Genomic DNA, 25,256 nt, shown 5'->3' with positions numbered 1-25,256 from the left:
CGGCGTTCCAGGGCTTACAACTATACGGCAAGATAAAGTTAATAATTCAACAACAGGAAGATTAACGCTATGTCGATTGAGCTTTGGCTATCGTTTGTGTTGGCTTCGTTTTTGTTCATCGCATCCCCCGGCCCCGCCGTTGCTCTACTGATAGTGACCGGTATCAATCAAGGCCGCAAAGCTGCTCTGGCGATGTTGCCTGGCTTTTTCTTGGGTGACCTAGTGGCAATGTCACTTTCTTTTGCCGGCGTAGGCGCGCTGCTGATGGCATCGGCGGAGCTATTCGCCATGGTTAAATGGCTAGGGGTTCTCTATCTGCTTTATCTAGGCATCAAGATGTGGCGTGAATCCGGCCAATTGAATGACCTGGAAGCCTCTGGGGTGAACGTTCAGCAAAGCACCGCAAAAGCATTCTGGGTGACGCTGCTAAACCCCAAAAGCATTCTATTCTTCATGGCATTCATGCCGCAGTTTATTAACCAAACCCAACCTCTGGCGCCCCAGTTGGCGATTCTGTTTGCTACGTTTCTTGTGATCGGTGTCATCTCAGATCTCGGCTACACACTGCTGTCGACCACTAGCAGACAGCTGATGACCGCCAAGTTTCGCCGCCTGCTACACCGCTGCGGTGCCGGTAGTTTGATTGGCGCGGGGGTATTGATGACCTTAATGCGCCGTCCGACTTTCTAACTAATCTAATCGGAGGTTATTTATGCCACACCCGATAGCAAAGAAGGACTTTCCTGTTTCCAACGTCAGGCACTTTCTTGAACCTGGCCCCATTGTGCTGGTGTCATCACAATGGCAACAACACACCAACATCATGACCATGGGGTGGCACATGGTCATGGCGTTCTCCCCCTCACTCCTAGGCTGCGTTATTGATGCCGGGAATCACTCCCATGCGCTGGTGTGCAACAGCGGTGAATGCGTGATCAATATTCCTTCGGCATCACTTGTCGATAAGGTCGTGGGTATCGGTAACTGTTCAGGAAGCGAGATCGACAAGTTCAAAGCGTTTGAGCTAACCCCAGGCAAGTCAGAAAAGGTCGGGGCGCCACGGATAGAGGAATGCTATGCGTCTTTCGAGTGCCGCTTGCACGATGACGCCATGATTGAACGCTACAACCTGTTTATTTTTGAGGTCGTTAAAGCCCACGCAGCGCCTTCGGCAGATGAGGAAGCATCGCTGCACTACCGGGGTATGGGAGAGTTCATGCTGTCGGGTCGATCCATCGACCGTACGGAACTGTTTAAGCCATCAATGCTTATTTAAGAACTGCCATCGAGGCTTTCGCCACTCCCTCTCTATTAATTTAGCCAGCTAGGTCGACTTACTAACTTGCTGCCATAGCATCCAGCTGCGTACCAGTAGACAGACCAAGGATATTGATGATCGTGATGCGCCGCCCGGCAGGATAGTATCAAATTGGTGTTAGCCCTACGACAACGCCTTCTCTCTGTTATCGCAGGGCGGAGAGGGTTACAGGGTAAGGCCGAGCAACAGATACATGGCCAGGGAAAGCAAGGCGACGGCTAGCGCAAAGGGAATTTGCGTTTTGATATGGTCGATATGATCAGAGGCGGCCCCGGTCGAGGCGAGCACAGAGGTATCCGATAAGGGTGAGCAGTGATCCCCAAAGACACCGCCCCCCGCCACAGCGGCCACTGTGGCATACACCAGCGGTGTAACCATATCGCCGCTAAAGTTAAAGGCGAGCGGCACGGCGAGTGGCATCATGATAGCGAAAGTGCCCCATGAAGTGCCTGTGGAAAAAGCGATAACGGCGGCAATAAGGAACGTCATGGCCGGGAGCAAAGCAGGTGTTAGCCAGCCAGCGGTGGCTTCGACGATATAGTTGGCCGTGCCCATGTCTTTGGAAAGTTGATTCAACGAGTAGGCTAACGCCAGAATGATAATGGCTGGCATTACTCCCTTCATCCCCGCCATCGAGGTTTTCATAATGTCGTTGAAGGGAATGCCCTGAAGGCGCATAACGATACCGAGAAAAACGGAAGCCGCCAGAAATGCCTCCATGGTCTTGGCCGAGTCCATCACGATAAAGGTGCCCACCGCAACGCCGATTACTACCAGTACCGGGGCGAAAAAATTCCAAAACAGGCTGGTACGTGCTCCTTCATAAGGCGGAATTTCCGTCAGTTCCTCACCCACCAGCGGTTCTGCCCCATCGCGTAGCACTTTGCCCTCTTCCTGAGCCCGACGCTCAGCTTCACGCATCGGCCCGAAGAGCGGAATGACGCCCACGATCACCAGCCCGACCACCAACACCGATAGCCATGCATAGAGATTGAAAGGTATGGCATGCAGGAATACCCCCATCGCCTGGGCAGCATTTTCGATGGGGCCCATGCCGATCAACAAACCGGAGATAAACACTGCCCAACCAGTGATAGGCACCATTACACTCACCGGGGCCGAGGTGGAGTCAGCGATATACGCCAGCTTTTCCCGCGAGACCCGGTAACGATCCGTCAGTCCACGCATAGTGCTGCCGACAAACAGAGGGCTGAAGTAGTCGCTGAAAAAAACGAACATGCCCATCACCCAGGCAACCAATTGAACCCGCACCCGCGATAAGGCACGACGTTCCACCCAGGCGGTAAAGTTCTGAATCGCCCCGGTGCGCTGGAAAAAAGCGATCACCGTGCCAATGAATAGCTCCAACAGCAGTATCCAGGAGAAGCTGGTGGTGCCCAGGGTTTCCTTGAGCAGCGTCGGAAACCCCATCAATCCATTGCCCAGGGTAATCACCCCAACGAAACAAGCAACAGCCAGCGAGAAAACCGTATTACGGGTGACAAATGCCAGCACGATGGCCAATGCCGCCGGCATGACGGACAGCAGCCCTATATGATCTTGAGGATCCATTGTCATCTCTCTTTTTTTATAGTGGTGGGTGGAGTCAGGTTTCGTTTTTTGCCTTTCGGCGCTCCATTTCACTGGTCAGGTAGAAACCCAACCGACGTACGGGATCGGGCGGCATCCAGCTCGCTTTGCCGAATAAAGACGCAATATTCTCGACCGGCTGGCCGAGCGCGTGGCGAGCCAAAGCATCACCCAGAAAGGTACCCTTGACGATACCGCCGCCATTGCACCCCGCTGATACATATAATCCGGGCTGGAACTCGCCCCAGAGCGGAGCGCCGTTATAAGTCAGCCCGGTGGTACCTCCCCAAACCTTGTCGAAGCGCACTGGGGTAAGTTCGGGGTAGCGGGCCTCAAGGCTCGCTTTCAGTTCGGCCTCGATACGGGCGTTATCCGCTTCGCGCTCATAGCTGTAACGCGAGCGGATCATCAAACGTCCGTCAGCGGTGGTGCGCAGCGTACAACCTAAGCGGTGTGCAGGTAGCAGCCCCCACGTCGTCTCGGCGATGCGTTGGCGCTCGGGCTGCGGTAAAGGATCGGTAATAGCGGCATAGGTATAAATAGCGGTTAGCCGCGAACTGTCTGCACCCAAAGCCCTAGAGAAAGCGTTATTGGCCAGAATCACCTGACCAGCCGTCACTTCACCTTCGGGTGTCGTAACGCGCCACTTCTTGCCATCTGGCACTATTTGAGTCGCGGGCGAGTGCTCATGCAGCTCGATGCCGGCTTCCAATGAATCCGCTAAGCCAACAATCAATGCTGCAGGCTGGACGAGATAGCAGTCCGGTGAATAAATACCCTGTGTGTAGTAGCGCGTACCGATTCGCTCAGCGAGTTGGCTGCCGTTCAAGGTCTGGTAAGACAGACCGGCAGCTTTCAGAAACTCCTCATACTGGCTCAAGGCACGTTGACCTATCGTGCTACGGGCAGCGCGATAGGTGCCGCTACGCTCGAGTTGGCAGTCAATGCCTAGGCGTTCGACACGCTCGCGCAGTAACGCCATGGTTTGTCGGCTTAACGCGTTCAGCTTCTCCATGCGCTCAAGCTCTTCGGGGCGAGCATCGTTGGCTAGAGCAATTTCCAGCATAAAGCCGGAGTTACGCCCTGGACTCCCTTCACCTACCTGGTCAGCTTCGAGGATTTTGATGCGGTCTTCAGGGCGCGCCTGCTGCCAGGCCGAGGCTGCCGCAAAACCGGTATAACCAGCCCCGATGATGACGACATCTGCCTCAGATTGACCACTTAAGGCGGGGCGCGGCTGGCGCTCGGTTAGCCAAGCGTTCCAGCCGCAAGGGCGTTGATGGCTTGGGTGCGTAGTGTGTGGCATAGAGAGTTAATCCAGATACAGCAGGCCATGGGCCTGATTGACCATGGCAGCCACTTCTTCCTGCATGCCTTGGAGTACGTCCAGCTTATGGCGCTTCGTCATACGCGATTTGAGCATCGAACAACTCATGGCACCCAGGGGGTGGCCGCTATGATCGAGGATAGGAATGGCCAGGCCGCTGTATTCCGGAAGTAAAGAACCTTCTACTCCACGGGCGTAACCATGTTTCAGTTGATGGGCAGTTTCGGCTTCGATGTCAGCGATGGCAATCGAGTATTCGTCTATCAGACGCTCAGCGTTATGGTTGAGTATTTCGCTTCGCTCATCAGCCCCCAGGTAGGCAAGTAAGGCAATCGACGCTTGGCCAACGCCTAGCGGCAAACGTCCACCCGTCGCCCTAACGAAGCTGCCCACGGGATAAGCGCCGTTCTGCACTTCCAGGCAAACGGCATTGACGCCATCGCGAGCGAACAGATAGAAGCTGTCTCCCCAGCGCTGCGCGAGTGTCAGCAACCTTGGCCGGGCCAAATCACGCAACCCAGCACCATTTCCCGCTTGGGCGCCAAGCACCAGCAGCTCATAACCCAGCAGGTAACGCCCACGAATGGGAGAAGAACGTAAAAATCCCTGCTGCTTGAGGCCTTTTAACAACCGATAGAGAGTAGGACGGCTGAAACTCAATTCATTCAGATAATCGTCTACACTTGCACCCCGGTGGCCGCCACGTGCAGTAACCTGCAATATCTGCATGGCATGAACGAGAGTGGTAGGGCCTGATGAGGTGATGCTTTCATTTACCGGCATTATGTTTATCGTTATTTGTCTATGTGAGCTAAAACATAACAAGACAAATTCACGAGTTCATCTCACTAAATGAGACAAAGCCGCATTAGCGCATACGAGGTAGAGGTTGGCATAGGTCAACATATGACGACATTCAAAATCAAAAACTCATACAAAAGCTACCGATAATTGTACAAAAATGATCTTCTATAGCCTTGCGCCCAACGGATGAAGGGCGACAACCGGCTGAGTGTTAGACTGGTGTTAGCTAACCCGGCTTCTTCTAATATGTTCCTGAAAAGGCGAATTGATGACCACCGTTGCCGTATTTGTTGATATTCAAAACGTCTATTACACCGTGCGCGAAGCATATGGCAAAAACTTTGATTACAACAAATTCTGGGCACGAGTAACCGCTAACAGAGAGGTTATTAAAGCTGTTTGCTATGCCATCGATCGAGGTGACCAAAAGCAGCGAGAGTTTCAAAATATACTCAGGGCGATTGGTTTTGAGGTGAAGTTAAAGCCTTTTATTCAGCGGTCAGACGGTTCCGCAAAAGGCGATTGGGATGTAGGCATCGCGCTTGACGCCATGGAGTACGCAGAACAGGCAGATGTGATCGTGCTGGTATCCGGCGATGGTGATTTTGATCTACTAGTCCAAAAAATCCGTGCTAAGCATGGCAAAAAAGTCGAAGTTTATGGCGTTCCCCAACTGACGGCAGCATCGCTAATAAATGCGGCCAGTGAGTTTATAGCGATAGATAAAGGGCTTCTATTAAATTAATTATAATTCGAAAAGAGTCTACGCTGCTGTTGATAGCTATTTCGATAGAAGGCTGCCGCGAAGAAATGGGGATTGACCAGGTTTCCGGCCGGTAGCACATCTATCTAGACGCTATACAAAAATATCAACCAATTCAAAACGTTTATCCATCGTTTATTAGATTGTGGAAAATAAGCGAGGCGAACCTTTCAAACGCATACTTTAGTCTAACCCCCCCATCATATTTGCCCATACCGAACCGGCATAGGCTATGCACAGAAGCATGCTGCCAGTTAAATATTCTAACGCTCTGGCCAGCCAATACTCTGTTGAATAACTATGATGATATGCTCCGATGCCCTACGTTCACGATACGCTGACACGCCTTAATAAAAGCAGCCCTGCACAGTCAGAATTTTATCAAGCCACTGAAGAAGTGCTCGAATGCCTGCGCCCGCTACTTGAGCAAAGTGATTACTATCATCACCACAGCATTATTGAGCGAATAGTCGAGCCCGAACGACAAATCATGTTCCGGATAAGCTGGGTAGATGATGCTGGGAAAGTGCGGGTCAACAAAGGCTATCGCGTTCAGTTCAACTCTGCCCTTGGTCCTTACAAGGGTGGCTTACGATTCCATCCCAGCGTTACCTCGGGCACCATCAAATTTCTCGGCTTTGAGCAAATTTTCAAAAATGCGTTAACCGGTTTGCCAATCGGCGGCGGTAAAGGCGGCGCCGATTTTGACCCCAAAGGAAAATCAGATAACGAGATCATGCGCTTTTGTCAGGCGTTTATGAGCGAGCTCTACCGCCATATTGGTCCTCACTGCGATGTGCCTGCAGGCGATATCGGCGTCGGTACGCGTGAAATTGGCTATCTCTTTGGCCAGTACAAACGACTCACTGGCCACTATGAGGGCGTGCTAACAGGTAAGGGGCTAAATTGGGGAGGCTCGCTAGGCCGTAAAGAGGCCACCGGCTACGGTGCGGTGTACTTTGCACAAAACATGCTGGCTGCCCGCGGAGAAGAACTGCGCGATAAGACCTGCCTCGTTTCCGGCGCTGGCAATGTAGCCATCTATACCATTGAGAAGCTATACGAACTGGGTGCTAAACCAGTCACCTGCAGCGATTCACGTGGCACCATTCACGATGAAAACGGTATTGATTTAGGCTTACTCAAACAGCTCAAAGAAGTGCAGCGCACCTCTTTAGAAGCCTACTTACATGAGCACCCTGACGCGCACTACATTTCTGCCCGTGACTACCCTCAGGGCGGGAATGCCGTATGGCGTATTCAAGCCGATGTTGCGTTCCCCTGCGCGACGCAGAATGAGCTGACCGAAAGCGATGCGGAAATTCTGCTCGCTAATGGCATAAAGTGTATCAGTGAAGGGGCCAACATGCCTTCTACCAAAGAGGCCGTCGACCTTTTTCTAGACGCTAAAACTGCCTATGGGCCCGGCAAGGCGGCCAATGCAGGTGGCGTTGCTACCAGTCAGTTAGAAATGGCACAAAATAGCAGCATGGAGCAGTGGCCACTGGAGAAAGTCGACCAAAAATTAAAACAGATTATGGCCAATATTCACCGCCAGTGCGCCGACACAGCTGAAGAGTTTGGTGATAAAACCAATTTGGTACTAGGCGCCAATATTGCAGGTTTCAGAAAGGTGGCTGATGCCATGATTGAACAAGGGGTCACCTGATCGTCTTTATTTTATAAATCGCTTATACTATAAAAAGCACGCAGTCCTTCCTTTATTGGGAAGGGCTGTTTTTTATTGGTTTAAACTTATTGCTTTCTAAGGAGAGTAATCATGGGACAACGTCCTGCTATTATTATTAACCGTCTTGATGCCGAACGCCTCCAGCGCTTGATCGACAATGCATCCGAGAAAGACATGGCCGTGGCTCAGCTACTTGAGGAAGAGCTAGCACGAGGTGAAGTCTGTGATCCGGAGGATATTCCAGATGACGTGGTCAGCATGAATAGCCAGGTTCGCTTCACCGACCTCACCCGCGGGCTTAAGATGATTCGCACCTTGGTCTATCCGCACTCCCTGGAAAGCGTTGCGGATGGCATTTCGGTCATGGCACCTATTGGTGCTGCATTGATCGGCCTTAAAGTGGGCGACATCATCGAATGGCCGTTACCCAACAATACCGAAGCACGACTCCGCATCGATGCTATTTATTGGCAGCCCGAGCGCGAAAAGCAATTCCACCGATAAGTCGCGATAAAGAGTGAGCTGGCTCCGCTAGCTCATGATTAAGTCAGCTATTTTCTTCGCCCACTTAATCCACATAAAGAGGGCCTATTCAGGGCGCCCTCAGCTTTCACATACCCCCTTCGGAAGACTATAACTAAGCGGCTCTTTATCGCATTAAACACACCGTCCCTGCTATTAGTCATAGCCATGGTACTTTTCACAATTCTTCCAGTGATAATGTACACATTGGACGGTTACCTTAAAACCTGAATTGGCAAAGCATTACAGCGCTCATAGGCGCCCTTACGCCAGGAAGTGGACGCAGCGACTTCCTATCAAGAGAGGATCGACTCAGGCCAAACGACAAAAAAACGTGATACGATAATCTTTTGTATTCGTCATATTTTCTGTCGTTTTTAGCGACAACCTCACCGCAAAGGGAACCAACTTTCACCATGTCGTCAGCTAAAGACTGCGTCGCTACGCTTATTGATGACTTCCAAAAGCGTCGCCCAATTCGAGCCGGTTCATTGATTATTACCGTCTATGGCGACTCTATCGTTCCGCGGGGCGGTACCGTTTGGTTAGGCAGTCTATCGAAACTGGTGGAGCCCATCGGTATCAATGAGCGGCTGGTGCGTACATCGGTTTACCGGCTGACCAATGAAACCTGGCTACGGGGAGAGAAGATTGGTCGTCGCAGCTACTATCGGTTGAGTGGCCCTGGTCGGCGTCGTTTCGAACAAGCCTTCAAGCGTGTCTATCACGGCACCCAGCCAGCTTGGTCGGGACAGTGGACATTGGTATTGCTGACACAGCTTCCCCCAGACCGGCGCCAGCAGATTCGTGACGAGCTCGAATGGCTAGGCTTTGGTAGTTTTGCTCAGGGTGTGCTGGCGCATCCCACGCTGTCATGTGCAGAGACCATGGCGGCTTTGCAAGAACTAGATGCAGCAGACGATACGATTGTAATGCAAACGCAGACCATGGAGCCCATGACCAGTAAGCCGCTGCGTCTCCAGGTCAGAGAGAGCTGGAACCTCGACGAATTAGCCGAGCTCTACCAACGTTTTCTGGTTAAGTTTCGCCCCCTTTGGAACGCGCTCAACACAGAGAACCATTTGGGCCAAGAAGAGTGCTTCATTGCCCGAACTTTGCTTATTCACGAGTATCGCAAGGTTCAATTACGCGACCCCCTCCTGCCTGAAGAACTACTCCCCACGGCGTGGGAAGGACGCTACGCCCATCAGCTCTGCCGCAACCTTTATCGTTTGCTCTACGAACGTGCAGAACGCTGGTTGGATCAACATCTGGAAACCGCCGAGGGCCCACTACCCGCCCCTGGCCCCAGCTTCTACCAGCGCTTCGGCGGGCTGGATTGAACGCCTAACGAGCCCGATGAATCAGTCGTCACATCCATCCAGTGGGGCTCATCCCAACCGTCGATAGAGCGTCGAGCGACTGATGCCTAGCGCCCGGGCGGCGGCAGTCATGTTGCCGTCGTGGGCTTCGAGCGTGCGCACCATATGGGCCCGCTCCATTTCGCGCAGCTCCTGGGAGCCATTGCACACACCCTCCGATGTGGCCGTACTGTCGACGCCACTCTCCATGGGCTGAGTCAGCTTGCGCTGCCAGCGTGGCGAAAGCCCTTCCATGGTCAGCCGTTGGCACTCTGGTTCGGCTCCCACCAGAGCCGCTTCCAGGCAGTGTTCCAGTTCCCGCCAGTTGCCAGGCCAAAGGTAGGCGGTCAAACGCTCTACCAAGGTCTCATCCAAAACCAAATGGCGGCCATGACGGCGGCATAGCGATGCCCAACGTTCGTGAATCTGTCCGGCTAGATCGCCCTGCTCGTTCAGCGTGGGAAGCTCTACTACTACTCCAGCCAGGCGGTAATAGAGATCCTCGCGGAAGTCGCCGGCCGTCACCAGGATCTCTAGATCGCGATGGCTAGCGGCTATTACTCGGCAGTCGATAGGTACCTCGCGGTGATCGCCCAGCGGCGTCACCACTCTCTCCTGAAGCACCCGCAGTAGACGGGCCTGCAGCGCCAGCGGCATGTCACCGATCTCGTCGAGCAGCAAAGTGCCACCATTAGCCTGCACCAGCCGCCCGCTGTAGCCCCCCTTACGGGCGCCGGTGAAGGCACCTTCACCATAGCCAAACAGTTCTGCCTCGATAAGGCTTTCGGGCAGGGCTGCGCAGTTGAGTGCCACGAAGGGCCGCTGCTCACCAAGGCTGGTATGCAGCGCTCGGGCCAATTGCTCTTTTCCGGTACCAGTTTTGCCCTGCAGCAGTACTGGCAGGCCTACTTCCAGCGCCCGACTAGCCCGGCGTGCCTCCCGGGCCAGAGCCATGGGCCACTCCTCAACCAGCGCCTCAAGATCACGGCAGAGGGATGGTTCGGGCGAAACCGGCACCACAGAGGCTTCGTTGCTCAGAGCCGCTGGCTGCCACTGGTCAGGGGGATTGAGTCGCCCCACCAGTTGGCCACCGGTGAGCGGCAGCCCCAGCAAGGCCGAACAACTTTCGCATTGGCGACAGATCTCCTTCCAGGAATTGCCCAATAACTCTTCAATATGACGGCCGATTAATGCGGCGGAGGCCTCGCCAAGCCATTGGGCGGCCTGGGAATCAACCGCCAGGATCAGACCGGTCTCATTCAGTGCCACCAAACCGCAGCTCACGCTGTCCAGCTCGGCCAGCGATGCGTGCACCTGGAGCACCCAGTGCTGCTGGTAGTGGTGGAAAAAAAGCCGCTGCTCCAGGGCCCCGGTGAGCTGCTGTACTCGGCGTAGAAAAATTTCGGGGCGGGGGTGGTCGGCCTCGAAAGTAAGATCGATCAAGCCTAGACAGTCACCGTTGAGATCTAACAGCGGGGCAGCTACACAGGAGACCGGGTTGTCGGGGAATAGCAAGTGCTCGCAGGATTTGACCAATACCGGCGCCCGCTCGATGAGCGCCAGGGCCGGTGCATTGGTACCGAACCAGCGTTCGTCCAGGTTGATGCCGGCCCCGATGTGAAAGCGATCATTAAGCACGAAGCGCTGACCATAGCTCTTGAGTACGGTGGCATCTGGGGTGGCCAGCAGCAACTGGCAGCCGCGCAGATCTTCGGCCACTCGCCTGATCAGGGGATCAGCCAGCTCGATCAGACGACGATGCGTCTCACGCTGAGTGCGCAGTTCGCCACTATCGAGCCGCGGCAGCTCAGGCCGGGTACCAGGCTGCAGCCCGTGCTCCATACATCGCTGCCACGAACGGTCGATACAGGCATCGAGCATGCCTAACGGTAGCTGCTGGCCGCGGAGCAGATGCTCACGGGCCTGGCGAATCACATCAGAGGTTCTCAGGGCTGCTCTGGAGATCATGGTTCTCTCCCCGCGAAGTTGGCGACCTGTCCCAGGATGCGACAGCTGTCGTGTCCGACGACAAAACGACGCAGGAACAACGACAGAGCACCTTCAAAACCGACCTGCAACTCGCTGATTTTGTTTTGATTATATTGTACCCCTGAGCTGGCACGGGGCTTGCTAGGGAGTATTGGAGGCGTGCAATGACTGGCACGCTCTCAAAACAATCATAAATCAGCCTAACAGGAGCACAACCATGACGCAGCACTCCACCGCCATTCAAGCTTGGCTTGACAAGAGCCACACCCTCTTTATCGGCGGCCAGTGGCGTCCTGCCACCAGCGGCCAGACCCTAGATGTCTATAATCCCGCCACCGCCGAGGTGATCAGCCGGGTTCCGGCGGGCGATGCCAACGATATCGACGCCGCGGTCAGTGCCGCCCGGGAGGCCTTCCGTGGCTGGCGCAAGTCGCGCCCCTCCCAACGGGAGAAGCTGTTGCTGGATCTCGCCGACGCTCTGGAGGCCCGCGCCGATGACTTCGCCCTGCTCGAGACCCTGGACAACGGCAAGCCGGTGACCTTTTCACGGCATATGGACGTGGCCCTGGCCATCGACTTCATCCGTTATACCGCGGGTTGGGCCACCAAGATCGAAGGCCGCAGCATGACCCCCTCCATGCCCTTCCTGCCCGAAGACAAGCAGATCGTCGCTTATACCCGCCGCGAGCCCATAGGCGTCGTGGGCGCCATCATCCCCTGGAATTTCCCGCTGTTGATGGCAGCCTGGAAGGTGGCCCCAGCCCTAGCCGCCGGTTGCAGCATCGTGCTCAAGCCCGCCGAGGACACCCCGCTCACCGCCCTGTTGCTGGCGGAACTGGCCGAGCAAGTGGGCTTCCCGGCCGGCACTCTCAACGTGGTCACTGGTCTGGGTCATACCGCTGGAGCAGCGCTGGCTGGCCACCCAGGTATCAACAAGGTGGCCTTTACCGGGTCGACCCCCGTAGGCAAGCAGATCGGGCATTCCGCCATGGAGAACCTGACCCGTACCACCCTGGAACTGGGCGGCAAATCACCGGTGATGGTACTAGACGATGCTGATGTTGAGGCAGCCGCTGCCGGAGCAGCTCAGGCGATCTTCTTCAACCAGGGGCAGGTCTGTACCGCCGGATCGCGGATCTATGTGCATGAGTCGATCCACGACGCCTTCGTCACCAAGCTAGCCGAACAGGCCCAGGGCCTGACGCTAGCGCCGGGTTGGGAACCCACTTGTACCCTTGGCCCGCTGGTCTCTGCCAAGCAGCAGCACCGAGTACTGGCGTATATCGAGCAGGCACGCAGCGACGGCGGCACCATCGTTACCGGCGGCGGTAAGGGCAGCGAAACGGGCTACTTCGTAGAGCCCACGGTGATCACCGGCTTGGCCCAGGAGAGCCGCTGCGTGCAGGAAGAAATCTTCGGCCCAGTAGTGGTGGTACAGACCTTCCGCGAGCTGGAAGAACTGGTGTTACTGGCCAACGACTCTCCCTATGGGCTGGCCGCGAGTATCTGGTCCAACGATCTTGCCGCGGTTAATCGTCTGGTGCCGGAGATTGAGTCCGGCAGCGTCTGGATCAATGGCCACAACCTGCTGGATGCCTGCATGCCCTTCGGTGGCTTCAAACAGTCGGGCATTGGCCGCGAGCTCGGCGATTCACTGATCGAACATTACACAGAGCAGAAATCGGTTGTGATGATCGTTTGATGTAGCCCTGTCCTGGCATCGTGACTGGCCTTCCTCCTTCAAGGGAATATCCAATGCATAAGAACAACTTTAACTCGCGTTTCTCCGGCTCGATAGGCGGACTGCTGCTGGCCGCCACACTCCCCGCTCAGGCCTACGAGATGGCCGATATCGGCCACTCCACCGTGAATATCGATATTCAGGCGTTGCTCGGTACTTTCCACAGCGACCGGGGGTATGCCACCGGGGCCGCCGAGGCGAAGCGTCACCGCTGGCAGGAAGGAGTGCTGACCCTGGGCGCCGAACTCGCCCCCAAGGCGGATGGCCTCTATGGTCGAGTTAGCACCGTCGGCACCGCCACCTGGGGCGACGGCGACGCCGCTGGCTTTACCTCTGGCAGCGAGCGTGAGCTCGATCTGGAGGACGCCTTTCTCGGCTACCGTAGCGAGTCGCAGGGCGACTCCAGTTCGCCCTGGCGCGTGGATGTTTCCGCTGGACGCCAGCCAATTACCCTCGGCGACGGCTTCCTGGTGGCTGGCGATGCGGTCAGCCTGGGAAACTCCCTGGGCGATGAGCTGGATCGCGGCGGCGCCTACTATCTGGCCGGGCGCCAAGCCTTTGACCGCACCGCAATGGTAGCCCTGGGTCACGAAGGCTGGCAAAGCCAAGTGGCCTGGTTCGAGTCGGACAATCCGGCTCAAGCCAGCACCGAGATGGCCGCTCTCACCCTGGCCCACGATCACGGTAGTGGATTAGTGGAGGCGACCTATTTGCGGGGTCTGGGAGTTGACAAGGCCCAAGCTGACGACTTCCTGGCCCAGCGCGATGGTATGGATGTCTATGGACTGCGCTTCGAACAGCGCATGCTGGACGAGGCCTTGACCCTGCGCGGTGAGCTCGCCCATCAGCGCAAGAACACCCGTGAGAACGCCTGGGCACTAGAGCCGGCCTGGACTTTCAGCGAGCTACCCGGTCAACCTACCCTGTCGCTGCGCTACAGCCGCTTTTCCGAAGAGTGGGATCCGCTCTTCTACGGTTTCACCCGGGGCTACGGAACCTGGTTCCAGGGCGAGGTAGCAGGAAACTATGCCGGCCCCTTCAATAGCAATACCGAGGTGTGGCGGCTGGGTCTGGAGGGCTCGTTGAATGAGAGCCTGCACCTGGGACTTCTGGCTTACGACTTCTCCAGCCGTGACACCACTAACCAGCCCGACATGGGCGGGCGTGAGTTCAATCTCTATGCCGAGTGGCTGCCCATCGATTGGCTCTATGTCTCACCACTGCTCGGCTGGTACAGTCCGAACAAGAGTGCGGCCCAGGGCGGTATTCAGCTTGGCGACGACGACACCGCTTTCTATGCCCAACTACTAGTGGGATTCTTCTTCTGATGCGCCAAGACGTGGATAGCGAGATAGTGATCGCCGGAGGCGGCCCCGCCGGGGCAGCTCTGGCCATGCTGCTGCATCGCGCCGGTCGGCGAGTCACCCTGGTGGGGCGTGTCCGCTACTACCGGGCCATCGAGGGCATTGCCCGGCGCAGCCTCCAGGCCCTACACAGCCTGGGGCTGCACCGGGCCGCCGCCTGCGCGGTGGGGCCCCTGCCGCGGCGGGTTATCTGGGGTGGTGAGATTCGGGCGCCCAACGCCGAGTGGCTGCTGCCGCGCCCGGCCTTCGATGCCGCCCTGCTGGAAGATCTTCACGAGGCCGGCATCCCGGTGATCAAGGCGCGGATCACGTTCCTGGAGAGCCTGAAAAGTGACGTTCGCCTTGGTTTGGCAGATGGTCGCATACTGACCGCTTCCTGGGGCGTGGAGGCCCGGGGTCGGGCGGCGGCGCGGCGCCAGTTCCGCGACGCCGCCCCCTGGTCAACCCCGGCCTGGATCCTACGCGGCGAGGCCGCCGACTCCGCCCCCGCCAGTGCCGCCCTGTCGTTGCCCGGCGGCGGCTGGGCCTGGTGGTCGCGGCTCAAGGGCCAGCAGTATCTGCAGTTGGCCCTGACGGAAGCGTCGCTATGCCAGGCGCGCTGCGACCCCGACGCCTGGCTCGCCGCCCAGCCCGACCTGACCCAGCTCTGGGGCCAAGCCAAGATTCGCCACCACTACCAGCGCCCCAGCCTGCTAGGGCGCACCCGGGTGAGAGAGGGGCGCCTCTGGCGCCTGGGGGATGCCGCCATGGCTATCGACCCCCTCTCTGGACAGGGCATTTTCAATGCGCTCTCCTCGGCCCACGGCTTGGCACCGGTTCTCAATAGCCTGTTCGAAGAAACCCGCATTGCTCCCCTGGAGCGCTTCCATCAACGCCGCCAGGATGCCCAGTACTGGCGCTTCGCCCGGGCTGGCCGCGACTTCTATCGTCAGGCCGCCTACCAAGAGTCGATAGACACCGACCCGGCGCCTTACTGGACGGCACGCTGTCACTGGCCCGATCATCAACCGCTGCATCTACCGGAGCCCTGGGCCCGGGTACAAGTGGGCCGCGGCCTGGCCATCATCGGTACACGATTGGCTGAGCGGGAGCTGGTTTTTACCCCGGATCAGCCATTGGGGATCCAGGCAGTGGCGGGAATCCCCCTGGCGCCCCTGGTCAAGGCCATGCAGGAGGGCGACCACGACGCGGCCCGGGCGCTATTGGTGGCCGCTGGCCCCGCTGCCATGGCGGTGGCCCGCTGGTGGGCCGATCACCCCGACTGGCCGACGCTACCCGAGCCCGCACTCCACTCTTCCGGCATCACCACCCCTTCACCGGTCGATTCCGCCAGCCAATAGCCCAGGGCATGAGCGACGGCGAAACTTGACCCACCCAGCGATGGTGGCGTTCCTGCCGGTGGTGGCCCCACCTGCCAGGGCTGCCAGACCTGGCCTTCCTCGGAGAGCCCTCGGCCCGCCCAGACGCAGGCGTACCAGCGGCCATCCTGGTCACGTTGGGGAGGGCCCGGCATCAGCCCCGCGGCGCCGCTCACCGCTATCACCCCGGGCCAGGCTGCAGGGTAGACCGGCGCCCCAAAACGCGGGCTGGCAGCGACGATGCGGGTGCCCGCAGCCTGAAGCCTCTCCACCGCCGTCTGCAGCCGCGCATCGGCCCGGGGCAACCCCAGACTACAGAGCACCCAGGCCGGTGGCACCTCAGCTTGCCACTCGAAGGCCGCTGCCAGGGCATCGGCGTTAGCGGTGAGACGCTCTTCGAATAACTTGTAGAGGGCGATCTCCAGCCGCGTCAGCGGCAAATAATGACCCAGGGTGGCGAGGATCGCCCGGCCATGGCCAAGGCGATCCCCGGGGTCGGCACCACTGGGTGAGTGGAAACGCGCTAGGGCCGTACCAGGAGGTACCCCACTATCGATCACGCCCAGGGTCGGACTGAGGGCCGATATTAGAGACATAACGCCGCCTCCACCGCGACCAGCTGCCCTTGCTGGAGTCGATAGCAGGCATCAAGATTGCCAAAGTGGTCGCTCTGGTGACTGATGATCAGCCGGGTGGTATCCCCCAGTACCTCGTCAAGCAGGGCATCGAAGGTTCGGGCAGCCGCCGAATCCAGCGCCGCGGTGGGCTCGTCCAGCAGCACCAAGCGAGGCTTTTTTAGCAGTGCCCGAGCCAGGGCCAGGCGCGAGCGCTGGCCGCCAGAGACCTTGCCACCCAAATCGCCCAACTCGCTCTCTAACCCTTCTGGCAGGGCATCCAGCCAGTCGGCGAGTCCAACGCGGGAAAGCGCATCGATCAGTTCGGTGTCACTTGCCTCGGGGGCCAGGGCGCGCAGGGTCTCGGCCAGGCTACCGCGTAGCAGGCTGGGGTGTTGCTCCACCCAGGCAACCTGCTTGAGCCAGTGATGACGGGAGAGCGCGCCGAGCGGCACGCCATCGACACGAATCTCACCCGACTCGGGCGACTCCAGCCCCAGCAGCAGGCGGATTAGGCTGCTCTTGCCAGCTCCGGAGGGACCGGCGATCAGCACCTTGCTGCCCGGCGGAAGCGCGAGATCGATGTCATCCAGAAGCCAATCGGCTTGGCCGGGGTGGCGGAAACGCACCCCCTCCAAGCAAAGCTCACCAGGCCCGGCAGGACGGCTGCCGCGGTAGGGATCACGCATGGCGGGCTCACTGAAGAGCTCGGCCAGGCGGCAAGCGCTGACCCGGGCCCGTTGCCAACCTCCATAGAGTCCCAGCAGGCCGCCGATGGGGGCCATCACCATACCGAGATACGCCAACAGGGCCACCAGCTCACCGAGTTGCAACTTCCCCTGAATCACCAGATAGCCGCCCAACAGCAGCACCCCGGCCCGGGCCAGGGAGAGGATCAGTTGGGGGCCCACGTCGCTGAGAAAGCCCACCTGACGCACCGCCAACAGGCGCCGCAGCTGTTCGTGGCCAAGCCCCTGGAGGCGATTGAGGCGCGACGGCTCCAGCGCCTGACCTTGAAACCAGGGGCCATGGGCCAGGGTATCCTGCCAGAAGCCGGAGAGTTCACCGCTCTGCTCACGGAGCGCCTGCTGACGACGAGTCAGGGCCGGGCGCCAGGCGCGCAACCACAGCCACTGGATGGGTACCAACACGGCAACCAGGGCCATCAGCATGGGGCTGAACAGGCCAATCATGGCCAGCGCTCCCACCAGCCCTAACAGGTTGGAGAGTCCGCTGAGCAGGCCGTCCAGGGCGAACCCCTGGAGGATAGACAGGTCGCCATCGAGACGACTCATCAGATCGCCTCGCCCTCGGGCCTGCCAACGGGCCGGAGCCAGGCGCAGCAGATGGCGCAGCAAGGAGCGGCGCAGCGACAGCAATAGCCGGGCGGAGAGCGCCACATGCTGCAGCCGGGTTAGTCCCTGTAGAGCCAGGGCGGCGAGTCCCACCACCACCAGGGCGGCAACGTAGGTAGCAACGGTGTTGAAGTCTCCCTGCATCAGGCCGTGATCGATCAGCCGCTGGGTGAGCAGCGGCGGCAACAGCGCCAGCAGGGTCGCCACCAGGCTCAGCGTCAGCAGCCGGGCCAGTGCCAGGCGCCGCGCCTTGAGGGGGCGGTAGAGCCAGCCCCAGGGCAGCGCCCCTGTGTCGCGAGTGAAGTCAGGCTCACGCATCGACGCTCTCTTCATTCATCATTCATAGGGGCTGCCCCCAGCAAAAAGGGCCGGTCGCTTTAGCAAGCGCCGGCCAGAAGGATCATGTAACGGCAACCTAGAAGCGTGCCACCTTCAGCGTTGCGGTGCTCATATCACCGGGCAAGCGGATGCGCCCCAGATCATTGAAGTCATCATCATAGATGGCGATATCGCTGGAGGCGCCGCCCAGGTAAATCCGCGAACCGTCATAGGAAGTGTTGATGCTGTAGTAAGTATGATCAAGATCGATCACATCCACGATCTCTTGGGTGCGGGCATCCAGCTTGCTGAGTTGGGTGTAGACGCCGTAAAAGACGTCCCTCTCCCGGGGATCAGAAACCATGGAGAAGATGATGAACTCGAAAGGGACAATCTCCTTGTTCTCAGTCTCGCCGGTGGCTAGGTCGACTCGGCTGACGCCCCAGTGCCAGGCCTCGTTCTCCTCGCCGGGATGCTCCGCCACCGTGTAGGGGCGCAGGAACTCGTTGGTTACCTCACCCATAGACCACACGGCTAAGGAATCTGGCGAGCTAAAACTGGGGCGATCCCAATTCCGGTTGGCGATGGCGATCTCAGTCTCGCCGCTTTCCGGGTCGACCCGATAGATATCAGCGCCAGCGAGATAGAGATAACCGTCCTCGGCGGCTCCCATGGTCGTCACCTGGCGCGGTGCCGGGAAGGTGGTCAGGGGCTCGGCAGCGAGACCCGCTGTCGTGTCATAGACCGCCAGCTGTGGCTCCAACACTTCGTAATGGTCGATACCTAGCCGCACCCGATCCCAGATGCTATAGAGTCGGCTACCGTCCGGGCTCACGGCCAGGGAGGCGATGGATTTAGCGCGTATTGAGTTGCCTGAGCCGCTGGCACGGAAGACTTCCTCACAACTGGTGAGGTCGATGCCCACCACGTCTTCCCAGCGGTTGTGCAGCACATAGGCGATCCGCTCATCCGGTGATAGCTGCAGAGTGCCGGAGCCGAAGTCGCCTTCTACGTCACAGGTGCGCACCACTTCCTGGGCCTCCGGGTCGATCACGTAGAGCTGGTTGGGACGGGCCATGGTTACCAGATACTCGCGTACTTCGTCAGCGCTGGCTTCACCGGCGACAGCAGCATTAAACACCAGGGGCTGGGCAGCGAAGGCCAACAGCCCTATTAGGGGCAGGGTGAGCCGCTTCATTTCTGAGGTATTCATCACTTCTCGTCTCCCGGATAGACGCTATCGAACTTGCGCCAATCATCCTCAGCGCGGTCGGCCCCATCCCCCCAGTGGGGGTAGGTGTTCATGGTGTCCGGTACCTGAGCAGGCCACCAGCAGGGGTCAGCGCAGCCATAGAGATCTGCCTCCATCGGTTGGCACAGCGAGGCCACGCCGCCGAAGGGATCCACTTCCCAGCCCGGGTCGAAGCTGGAAGTGCACCCGGCGATAGTCTGCATAGCCTGCACTTCTTCCAGGGCCTCTGGACTGGCGGCCCGCTCCATTTCGCGGGCCTTGCGGTTGAGGGGGGCCAACCCCAGTGCGGTCAAGTTCTTCTTGTTATTCGTCATGCTGTTTGCCTCCCGGCCAGGGGGCCGTCGAGAAAATCGGGGTTATGGCGCAGGATGCGGGCATAGGCCTGAATGCCGAAATCGACCCAGTCGCGCATCAGGTCGCAGTAGTGATAGGTGGGGGTCATGGGGTCGCCATAGCGAGCGTAGCTCTCGTGGTAGCAGCCACCGGAGCAGAGGTTGCGGATCCGACAGTTGCTGCAGCCACGCTCGGAGCGATCGCTCCTGGCCTCGATAAACTGCTTGAGACCAGCGTGATCAAGCCCCTCCTGGACGCTACCGAAGGTAGGCATCTCGGAGCCAGTAAAGCGGTGACAGAGGTGTACATCGCCCGCATGATCCACCGAGACCAATCCTAGGCCTGCGCCGCAGGGTACCGCCTTGCTGCGCCCTTCCCAGAGGTCGGTGAGCAGTTGGTTGAAGTTGCCGAAGCCGATATCGCGGCCCTCTATGGCGGCCGCTACAGCACGCTCACCAAGCTCGACCATGCTATCGAAGACCTGTTTGAGTTCCTCACTGGTCAGGTTGTAAGCCGCCATATCACCAGAGGTGACGGGAGCAAAGCCCGCTTCGGCGAAACCCAGCTCATTGACCAGGTGGTCGTGGATGCCGATGACGTCGGTGATGCCACGAGTCAGGGTCACCCTGGCCCCCACCGGTCGTGAGCGATAGCTGGCCAGCAGCGGTTTAATGCGCTTGGCCACCAGATCGTAGGTGCCCTGGCCGTTGACCGCAATGCGGTTCTTGTCGTGGATCGCCTTGGGGCCGTCCATGCTCACCGTGAGTCCAAAACGATGGGCGTCGAAGAAGGCGATTTTCTCCTCATTCAGCAGGGTGGCGTTGGTGGTCAGCGTGAAATCCACTGCCTTGCCGAGCCCGTGGATGCGCGCCTCGGCCCAGTCAACCACCTGGCGGATCAACGGCATGTTGCTGAGCGGCTCGCCGCCGAAGAAGACGATGTTGTAGCGATCCCGCTGGGGGGCCTCGCGCAGCATCATCTCGATGGAGGCCTGGGCGGTGGCCAGATCCATCTTTTTGCCGTCCCGGGGGGTATCCAGGTCTTCCTTATAGCAGTAGCTGCAGCTCAGGTTGCAGCCGGTATTGACGTTGAGCACCACGGTAGAGAGCGGGAACTGCTCCACCTTTACGCTGGGATTATAGGCCTGGACGACTCCATCGGTGATCAGCTTCAGCGCTTTGAGCTGTAGCAGCCGCTCCTGAATATCTTCGCCGCTGACCTGATGTGTCAGATGTCCCGGCAGCGCCCCGCTGTCGAGCCCCTCCTTTCGCCCGGCCAGAGCCAGCAGCTCCTCGCTGAGGGCATCCGGGGCAAACAGGCTGGTGGTGGGGATATGGAACCACAGCGGCTGGCCTTCCACTTCCATCCGATGCAGGTTCTCGGGTATGGCTTGTAAGATTCCCATGGTGATCTCCTAGCGAAGCGGTGGGTTGTTCCAGCGTTGCACGGTAACGATCAGTTGGGCTTCGTCCTGCATCGCCTCCTGCCCCACCACACTGGCGGTCACCCGCAGGTTGCCCACGCTGTTGGCATTGTACTGGCGCAGCGGGTTGGGCCCGGCCCCGGCCGGCGAGAAGATCCCTGTGGCGGCGTCCAGTATGCCAGCAAACCTGGCATCCTCGTCGCGTTCGGCGATCTCGTCCCAGGGGGACACGCTCCAACGTACCGGTACCTGACCCAGCGGGATGGCTTCATCGGCGCCATCCAGATAGCCGGCGGCGGTGAAGACGCCGCTCACTGGCGGAGTCTTATCGTTGCCGATGCGAGCCACCCCCAGCGTTGGACTCACCTCCAGGCGATCCACCGTGCGGTAGCCAGCGAGCAGTTTCTCAGCGCTGATCTCGCCAATCTGCATAGTCAACCAGCCGGGCGTAAGATCGGTGCTGGCCTCAACGTCCAGCACCAGGCGCATGTCGCTACGTTCGACCACGTTACGCACGGTGACGCCCTCCCCCAGATTGATCTCTCCCTCCCCAAGGCCGTAGCCCAGCAGCACCAGCCGGCTGCGCTCGCCGGCCTTGAGCGAGGCGGGCAGGCTGGCCAACACAGCAGACTCGGCCGCTTCGTGAGGCACCATTTCCACCATCATGCCAAAAGCATCGTCATGATCATCGAAGATGCGCCCGCTGGGATGCACGCCGGAGAGATCCAGCACCTGCTTGAAATCACGGCCGTTGAGGTTCAGGTTGGCGCGCCACTCGTAGCCGGTATAAACGATGGCCTGGCCTTCGCCACTGAGCGGGCGACCACTGGTGAAAGCGCCGTCCAGGCTAAGGGAGTAGGCATCCTCGCCTTCAGCGGCGTTAATAGTCACGTCGGCATAAAAGTCGCCTTCTCCGGGCCAGTGCCCCCAGAGCTGCCAGTCGCCCTCAGGAGAGGTCTGTTCGGCCTGCTGCCATGACTCCCAGGCTTCATTTTCGAGACTTTGAGTCTCGGCCAGCCAGGGAGCGATCTCGTTCAGGGCGAGATCGAACCAGTCACGATCCCGTGCCATGGCCTGGTACTCAATGGTCTGGAACTGGCCCACATGGAAGTGCACCAGTCTCTCCCACTCTTCCTGGGGACGGCGCTGCAGTTGGGCGCGGCCGCCAGTATGACAGCGGGCACACATCTCCTGGTAGCTGGGATGATCGAAAGACTCGATACGGTTGAGGCGTCGCTCGATCAGCTCACGTTGGGGCGCGCTCTCCTCAGGGGCCAGGCCGCGGGTATCGGCGAGGAACTTGACGATATCCCGGCGCGCCTCCAGGGGCAGCTCCAGGCCGTGCATGGTCTGCATGCGCGCGATCGTCATGTCCCAACCTTCCGGGGTCTTGCGCTGTGCACTAATGCGGCTCCAGCTCTGGGGGCCACTTTGGGTCTGGTGGCAGCCTGAACAGTACCTGTCGACGGCCTCGCTGCCAGCAGAGGCCAAGACGATGCCAGTAGGCAGCAGCAGGGCTAGGCTACAGAGCCCTGAGGGAAGTGCATGTCTCATCACGGAGAGTTCTCCACGCATTATTGTTGTCGTGATGTTCGTCTGCAGTTGTCTTCGCGGGCGAACATCGAAGGTATGTGCCAGTGCCATTCAACTTGCATTGACCGCGCCGACTATCAACAACTTCTTTTTATTCATGTGGTTGAAGTGATTTGCTTGCCCGAGTTTTTTAGATGCTTGGCCAGCAAGCGACAATCGGTGCCCCAAGTTGCGACAGTCGCGTATGGTCTTGAAACACTTTGCCTCTTCGAATTTGGTCAACATTGAACGTGGCGGCACCCGGATTTTCCGACCGACTCAGGTCTGAGACTTGGCTCTCAAGGGGGGGGTTATGGGGCTGCGGTGCCTCTGCCTGAACCTGGGGCTGCCGCCCAGGACGCACGCACAGCAGCTAGCGGTGTCGTCTAGTGCAGCGTAGCGGCCCCAGAGGAACTAGACGTTGATCCGGCCGTGTTCGTGACAATGAATCTCTTCACCTTCAGGGGCGATCACAAAGGCCTCCTGGGGCCATCGACCCATGGCTGGGGTTGGGGGATGGCCCGCCAGGGGGGAGTGATGTGGTTGTGATAGCGAGCCATACCAACAGCATCGCCTTGCCACGCTATGCTAAGGTCTGCTGCTTGGGCTGAGTATCACCAGCCAGCAAGGTTGGACGGTCAGCATCGAGTTCTGCCAGCGGTTCACAGGGCTCCAGGCTGTCCCGACAACGGCCCACTAAGCGCTGATACTCCTGGGTACCCTGCTGTTTCCAGTCGAACTCTTCATCACTCAGCGCGCGCTTAACCTTTGCGGGTGCCCCCATCACAAGTGACTGGGGCTCACACTCGAAGCCCGCCTTAACGAACGCTGCCGCCGCAACGATAGATCGTTCGGCAATGTTGGCGCCGTCCATCACCACGGCATTCATGCCGACCATGGCATCACGCCCAATCACGCAGCCATGCAGTACCGCGCCATGGCCGATATGGCCATCCTTCTCAACCTTGGTGACGCAGCCTGGGAAGCCGTGCATCACACAGGTATCCTGAAGGTTAGATCCCTCTTCCAGCACCAGCCGCCCGAAATCACCACGCATCACCGCGCCGGGGCCTACATAACAGTTGGGGCCCACGATTACGTCGCCAATTAACACCGCAGTAGGATGGACATAGGCGGTCGGGTGTACCACCGGCGTCACCCCTTCAAGTCGATAGTAAGGCATAACACTCTCCGTTAGTTTGATTGGCCGTGTGGGGTGCTGCCCCCATCGCCCGCTCTTCGAACTGTTCGGCCCCTGCCTCATCAGTTGTGTAGCCACCTAGGGTTATCACGCCTTTGCTGCGCTGATTGCGTCATGGGGCGCTCCTGTGCTCACTCTCTTTTCGATACGTCATATAAACAAAGATTATATTTTACGTAACAAAACATCAAACACTTTACCTGTCACCGACTACTTAGGAATTGGAACATCGCTATCTAAAAACTCGATTTACCCTGGCTATAAGTCAGTTCTTAGACGACCTTGGTTTTTTTATACCATCGTCTAACAATTATCTTATATTCGCAAAAAAGTCACACAAGTTATTGTTAATAAATAACAAACTACCAACAACACCAATAAGCGACACATTATAATCACCCATATAATATTGATGTGTATCAAAATAAATCTATACTCGGCAGAGATTCATCCTGTGGATCACAGGCCGAACGGTCACTGGCGGGCACCGCCGACCGCGAAAAGGGCATGCGCCTTCCAATAAAAACGACCTGCCACTTTTCAAGGGCACTGACACAAGGACATTACCCATGAGCCAAGCGCCCCTGCTTTACAGCGTGGAAGACGGCGTCGCCTGCATCACGCTGAACCGCCCCGAAAGCTTGAACAGCTTCAATACCGAAATGCATGCCGAGATGCGCAAGGTGCTAAAAGCCGTGCGCCAAGACTCAAGCGTTCGCGCTTTGCTGCTGACCGGCAGCGGTCGAGGCTTCTGCGCCGGCCAGGATCTTTCCGACCGTAGCGTCGCGCCCGGCGCAGAAGCCCCCGACCTCGGCGAGTCGCTTGAGAAACGTTACAACCCCATGCTGCGCGCCCTTAAAGACATGCCGTTCCCGACCATTTGTGCGGTGAACGGCGTGGCCGCAGGTGCCGGTGCCAACATCGCCCTGGCCTGCGACATCGTATTGGCCGCGCGCTCGGCAAGCTTTATTCAGGCCTTCTGTAAGATCGGTTTGATTCCAGACTCTGGCGGTACCTGGACATTGCCTAATTTAGTGGGCATGGCTCGCGCCAAGGGCCTGGCGATGCTGGGCGACAAGCTCCCCGCCGAGACCGCCGAACAGTGGGGCATGATCTGGCGCTGCGTCGACGATGAGGCGCTTCAAGAAGAAGCCATGAGCATGGCTCGCCACCTGGCCACTCAACCAACCCATGGCCTAGCGCTGATTAAGCGCGCCCTGCATGCCAGCAGCGATAACAGTTTCAACGAACAGCTCGACCTGGAACGCGACCTTCAGCGCCTTGCTGGGCGCAGCGAAGATTACCGCGAAGGCGTTAGCGCTTTTATGGAAAAACGTCGCCCCACCTTCAAGGGAGAGTGA

The 25,256-nt window shown here is 58.5% G+C and carries 21 protein-coding genes; 10 read left to right on the top strand and 11 right to left on the bottom strand.

Annotated features, from left to right (window positions below):
- Positions 1–69 precede the first annotated feature (69 nt).
- The gene (locus ACW17M_RS14760) at positions 70–690 is read left to right on the top strand and encodes a LysE family translocator (protein ID WP_009286055.1); all 621 of its coding nucleotides are present in this window, start codon (positions 70–72) and stop codon (positions 688–690) included.
- A 22-nt stretch (positions 691–712) separates the two neighbouring features.
- Positions 713–1,276 carry a flavin reductase family protein gene (locus tag ACW17M_RS14755; protein WP_342584254.1) on the top strand — a complete coding sequence of 188 codons (564 nt, stop codon included), beginning with the start codon at positions 713–715 and terminating at the stop codon, positions 1,274–1,276.
- Positions 1,277–1,483: 207 nt separating this feature from the next.
- Here the strand turns inward: ACW17M_RS14755 and ACW17M_RS14750 are convergent, their stop codons facing one another.
- The 3 genes from ACW17M_RS14750 to ACW17M_RS14740 are packed head-to-tail and all read right to left on the bottom strand — an operon-like array spanning position 1,484 to position 5,018.
- Positions 1,484–2,890 (bottom strand): Na+/H+ antiporter NhaC family protein, encoded by a 1,407-nt coding sequence (locus ACW17M_RS14750; protein ID WP_022521461.1) that lies wholly within the window; start codon positions 2,888–2,890, stop codon positions 1,484–1,486.
- Positions 2,891–2,924: 34 nt separating this feature from the next.
- The gene (locus tag ACW17M_RS14745) at positions 2,925–4,214 is read right to left on the bottom strand and encodes an NAD(P)/FAD-dependent oxidoreductase (RefSeq protein ID WP_457547712.1); all 1,290 of its coding nucleotides are present in this window, start codon (positions 4,212–4,214) and stop codon (positions 2,925–2,927) included.
- 6 nt (positions 4,215–4,220) lie between these two features.
- Entirely contained in the window at positions 4,221–5,018 is a 798-nt protein-coding gene (locus ACW17M_RS14740) for an IclR family transcriptional regulator (protein ID WP_457547711.1), read from the bottom strand.
- A gap of 289 nt (positions 5,019–5,307) precedes the next feature.
- Here ACW17M_RS14740 and ACW17M_RS14735 point away from each other — a divergent pair, with 289 nt between their 5' ends.
- From ACW17M_RS14735 to paaX, 4 genes are all read left to right on the top strand, one after another.
- Positions 5,308–5,784 carry an NYN domain-containing protein gene (locus tag ACW17M_RS14735; protein ID WP_457547710.1) on the top strand — a complete coding sequence of 159 codons (477 nt, stop codon included), beginning with the start codon at positions 5,308–5,310 and terminating at the stop codon, positions 5,782–5,784.
- Positions 5,785–6,118: 334 nt separating this feature from the next.
- Positions 6,119–7,471: an NADP-specific glutamate dehydrogenase gene (gene gdhA, locus ACW17M_RS14730; RefSeq protein WP_457547709.1), complete on the top strand. Its 1,353-nt coding sequence runs from the start codon at positions 6,119–6,121 to the stop codon at positions 7,469–7,471.
- Positions 7,472–7,582: 111 nt separating this feature from the next.
- Entirely contained in the window at positions 7,583–7,996 is a 414-nt protein-coding gene (gene rnk, locus ACW17M_RS14725; protein WP_022521456.1) for a nucleoside diphosphate kinase regulator, read from the top strand.
- Positions 7,997–8,430: 434 nt separating this feature from the next.
- Positions 8,431–9,357 carry a phenylacetic acid degradation operon negative regulatory protein PaaX gene (paaX, locus tag ACW17M_RS14720; RefSeq protein WP_022521455.1) on the top strand — a complete coding sequence of 309 codons (927 nt, stop codon included), beginning with the start codon at positions 8,431–8,433 and terminating at the stop codon, positions 9,355–9,357.
- A gap of 48 nt (positions 9,358–9,405) precedes the next feature.
- Here the strand turns inward: paaX and ACW17M_RS14715 are convergent, their stop codons facing one another.
- Entirely contained in the window at positions 9,406–11,343 is a 1,938-nt protein-coding gene (locus tag ACW17M_RS14715) for a sigma-54-dependent Fis family transcriptional regulator (RefSeq protein WP_457547708.1), read from the bottom strand.
- A 238-nt stretch (positions 11,344–11,581) separates the two neighbouring features.
- Here ACW17M_RS14715 and ACW17M_RS14710 point away from each other — a divergent pair, with 238 nt between their 5' ends.
- The 3 genes from ACW17M_RS14710 to qhpG are packed head-to-tail and all read left to right on the top strand — an operon-like array spanning position 11,582 to position 15,809.
- Positions 11,582–13,066, top strand: coding sequence for an aldehyde dehydrogenase family protein (locus ACW17M_RS14710; RefSeq protein ID WP_457547707.1), 1,485 nt, complete (start codon positions 11,582–11,584; stop codon positions 13,064–13,066).
- A gap of 53 nt (positions 13,067–13,119) precedes the next feature.
- A complete protein-coding gene (locus tag ACW17M_RS14705; RefSeq protein ID WP_457547706.1) occupies positions 13,120–14,433 on the top strand; it encodes a hypothetical protein in 1,314 nt (437 codons plus the stop codon).
- Positions 14,433–15,809, top strand: a complete 1,377-nt coding sequence (gene qhpG / locus ACW17M_RS14700) for a flavin-dependent monooxygenase QhpG (RefSeq protein ID WP_230804429.1) — start codon at positions 14,433–14,435, stop codon at positions 15,807–15,809. The genes ACW17M_RS14705 and qhpG overlap by 1 nt, the downstream gene beginning before the upstream one ends.
- On the opposite strand, the gene ACW17M_RS14695 is transcribed toward qhpG, so the two are convergent.
- The 7 genes from ACW17M_RS14695 to paaY form a co-directional block, all read right to left on the bottom strand.
- Complete coding sequence (locus ACW17M_RS14695) at positions 15,722–16,423, bottom strand: S8/S53 family peptidase (protein ID WP_141440480.1); 702 nt, start codon at positions 16,421–16,423, stop codon at positions 15,722–15,724. The two genes, qhpG and ACW17M_RS14695, sit on opposite strands and share 88 nt — an antisense overlap.
- A complete protein-coding gene (locus tag ACW17M_RS14690) occupies positions 16,414–18,114 on the bottom strand; it encodes an ATP-binding cassette domain-containing protein (protein WP_457547705.1) in 1,701 nt (566 codons plus the stop codon). Before ACW17M_RS14690 ends, ACW17M_RS14695 begins: the two co-directional genes overlap by 10 nt.
- 97 nt (positions 18,115–18,211) lie before the next feature.
- The gene (gene peaD, locus ACW17M_RS14685; RefSeq protein WP_457547704.1) at positions 18,212–19,327 is read right to left on the bottom strand and encodes a quinohemoprotein amine dehydrogenase subunit beta; all 1,116 of its coding nucleotides are present in this window, start codon (positions 19,325–19,327) and stop codon (positions 18,212–18,214) included.
- Positions 19,327–19,680 (bottom strand): quinohemoprotein amine dehydrogenase subunit gamma, encoded by a 354-nt coding sequence (qhpC, locus tag ACW17M_RS14680; protein WP_227406064.1) that lies wholly within the window; start codon positions 19,678–19,680, stop codon positions 19,327–19,329. The genes peaD and qhpC overlap by 1 nt, the downstream gene beginning before the upstream one ends.
- Positions 19,677–21,104: a quinohemoprotein amine dehydrogenase maturation protein gene (gene peaB, locus ACW17M_RS14675; protein ID WP_457547703.1), complete on the bottom strand. Its 1,428-nt coding sequence runs from the start codon at positions 21,102–21,104 to the stop codon at positions 19,677–19,679. Before peaB ends, qhpC begins: the two co-directional genes overlap by 4 nt.
- Before the next feature lie 9 nt (positions 21,105–21,113).
- Positions 21,114–22,676 (bottom strand): quinohemoprotein amine dehydrogenase subunit alpha, encoded by a 1,563-nt coding sequence (gene peaA, locus ACW17M_RS14670; protein WP_457547702.1) that lies wholly within the window; start codon positions 22,674–22,676, stop codon positions 21,114–21,116.
- A 601-nt stretch (positions 22,677–23,277) separates the two neighbouring features.
- Positions 23,278–23,877, bottom strand: coding sequence for a phenylacetic acid degradation protein PaaY (gene paaY, locus ACW17M_RS14665; RefSeq protein WP_041159065.1), 600 nt, complete (start codon positions 23,875–23,877; stop codon positions 23,278–23,280).
- Positions 23,878–24,464: 587 nt separating this feature from the next.
- Here paaY and paaG point away from each other — a divergent pair.
- The gene (gene paaG / locus ACW17M_RS14660) at positions 24,465–25,256 is read left to right on the top strand and encodes a 2-(1,2-epoxy-1,2-dihydrophenyl)acetyl-CoA isomerase PaaG (RefSeq protein WP_027958339.1); all 792 of its coding nucleotides are present in this window, start codon (positions 24,465–24,467) and stop codon (positions 25,254–25,256) included.

The sequence above is a fragment of the Vreelandella sp. 2A-K22 genome, assembly GCF_054065485.1.
Note: the sequence above shows the minus strand (reverse complement) of the source record. Positions and strands in the feature narration are given on the sequence as shown.

Bases quoted from the DNA above. Each gene is read 5' to 3' on its own strand.
- ACW17M_RS14750 (WP_022521461.1), bottom strand. From the start codon at position 2,890: ATGGATCCTCAAGATCATATAGGGCTGCTGTCCGTCATGCCGGCGGCA.
- ACW17M_RS14760 (WP_009286055.1), top strand. From the start codon at position 70: ATGTCGATTGAGCTTTGGCTATCGTTTGTGTTGGCTTCGTTTTTGTTC.
- peaD (WP_457547704.1), bottom strand. From the start codon at position 19,327: ATGAATACCTCAGAAATGAAGCGGCTCACCCTGCCCCTAATAGGGCTG.
- ACW17M_RS14715 (WP_457547708.1), bottom strand. From the start codon at position 11,343: ATGATCTCCAGAGCAGCCCTGAGAACCTCTGATGTGATTCGCCAGGCC.
- ACW17M_RS14745 (WP_457547712.1), bottom strand. From the start codon at position 4,214: ATGCCACACACTACGCACCCAAGCCATCAACGCCCTTGCGGCTGGAAC.
- peaA (WP_457547702.1), bottom strand. From the start codon at position 22,676: ATGAGACATGCACTTCCCTCAGGGCTCTGTAGCCTAGCCCTGCTGCTG.
- ACW17M_RS14695 (WP_141440480.1), bottom strand. From the start codon at position 16,423: ATGTCTCTAATATCGGCCCTCAGTCCGACCCTGGGCGTGATCGATAGT.
- ACW17M_RS14690 (WP_457547705.1), bottom strand. From the start codon at position 18,114: ATGCGTGAGCCTGACTTCACTCGCGACACAGGGGCGCTGCCCTGGGGC.
- gdhA (WP_457547709.1), top strand. From the start codon at position 6,119: ATGCCCTACGTTCACGATACGCTGACACGCCTTAATAAAAGCAGCCCT.
- paaY (WP_041159065.1), bottom strand. From the start codon at position 23,877: ATGCCTTACTATCGACTTGAAGGGGTGACGCCGGTGGTACACCCGACC.
- paaX (WP_022521455.1), top strand. From the start codon at position 8,431: ATGTCGTCAGCTAAAGACTGCGTCGCTACGCTTATTGATGACTTCCAA.
- peaB (WP_457547703.1), bottom strand. From the start codon at position 21,104: ATGGGAATCTTACAAGCCATACCCGAGAACCTGCATCGGATGGAAGTG.
- ACW17M_RS14705 (WP_457547706.1), top strand. From the start codon at position 13,120: ATGCATAAGAACAACTTTAACTCGCGTTTCTCCGGCTCGATAGGCGGA.
- ACW17M_RS14735 (WP_457547710.1), top strand. From the start codon at position 5,308: ATGACCACCGTTGCCGTATTTGTTGATATTCAAAACGTCTATTACACC.
- ACW17M_RS14710 (WP_457547707.1), top strand. From the start codon at position 11,582: ATGACGCAGCACTCCACCGCCATTCAAGCTTGGCTTGACAAGAGCCAC.
- qhpG (WP_230804429.1), top strand. From the start codon at position 14,433: ATGCGCCAAGACGTGGATAGCGAGATAGTGATCGCCGGAGGCGGCCCC.
- qhpC (WP_227406064.1), bottom strand. From the start codon at position 19,680: ATGACGAATAACAAGAAGAACTTGACCGCACTGGGGTTGGCCCCCCTC.
- ACW17M_RS14740 (WP_457547711.1), bottom strand. From the start codon at position 5,018: ATGCCGGTAAATGAAAGCATCACCTCATCAGGCCCTACCACTCTCGTT.
- paaG (WP_027958339.1), top strand. From the start codon at position 24,465: ATGAGCCAAGCGCCCCTGCTTTACAGCGTGGAAGACGGCGTCGCCTGC.
- rnk (WP_022521456.1), top strand. From the start codon at position 7,583: ATGGGACAACGTCCTGCTATTATTATTAACCGTCTTGATGCCGAACGC.
- ACW17M_RS14755 (WP_342584254.1), top strand. From the start codon at position 713: ATGCCACACCCGATAGCAAAGAAGGACTTTCCTGTTTCCAACGTCAGG.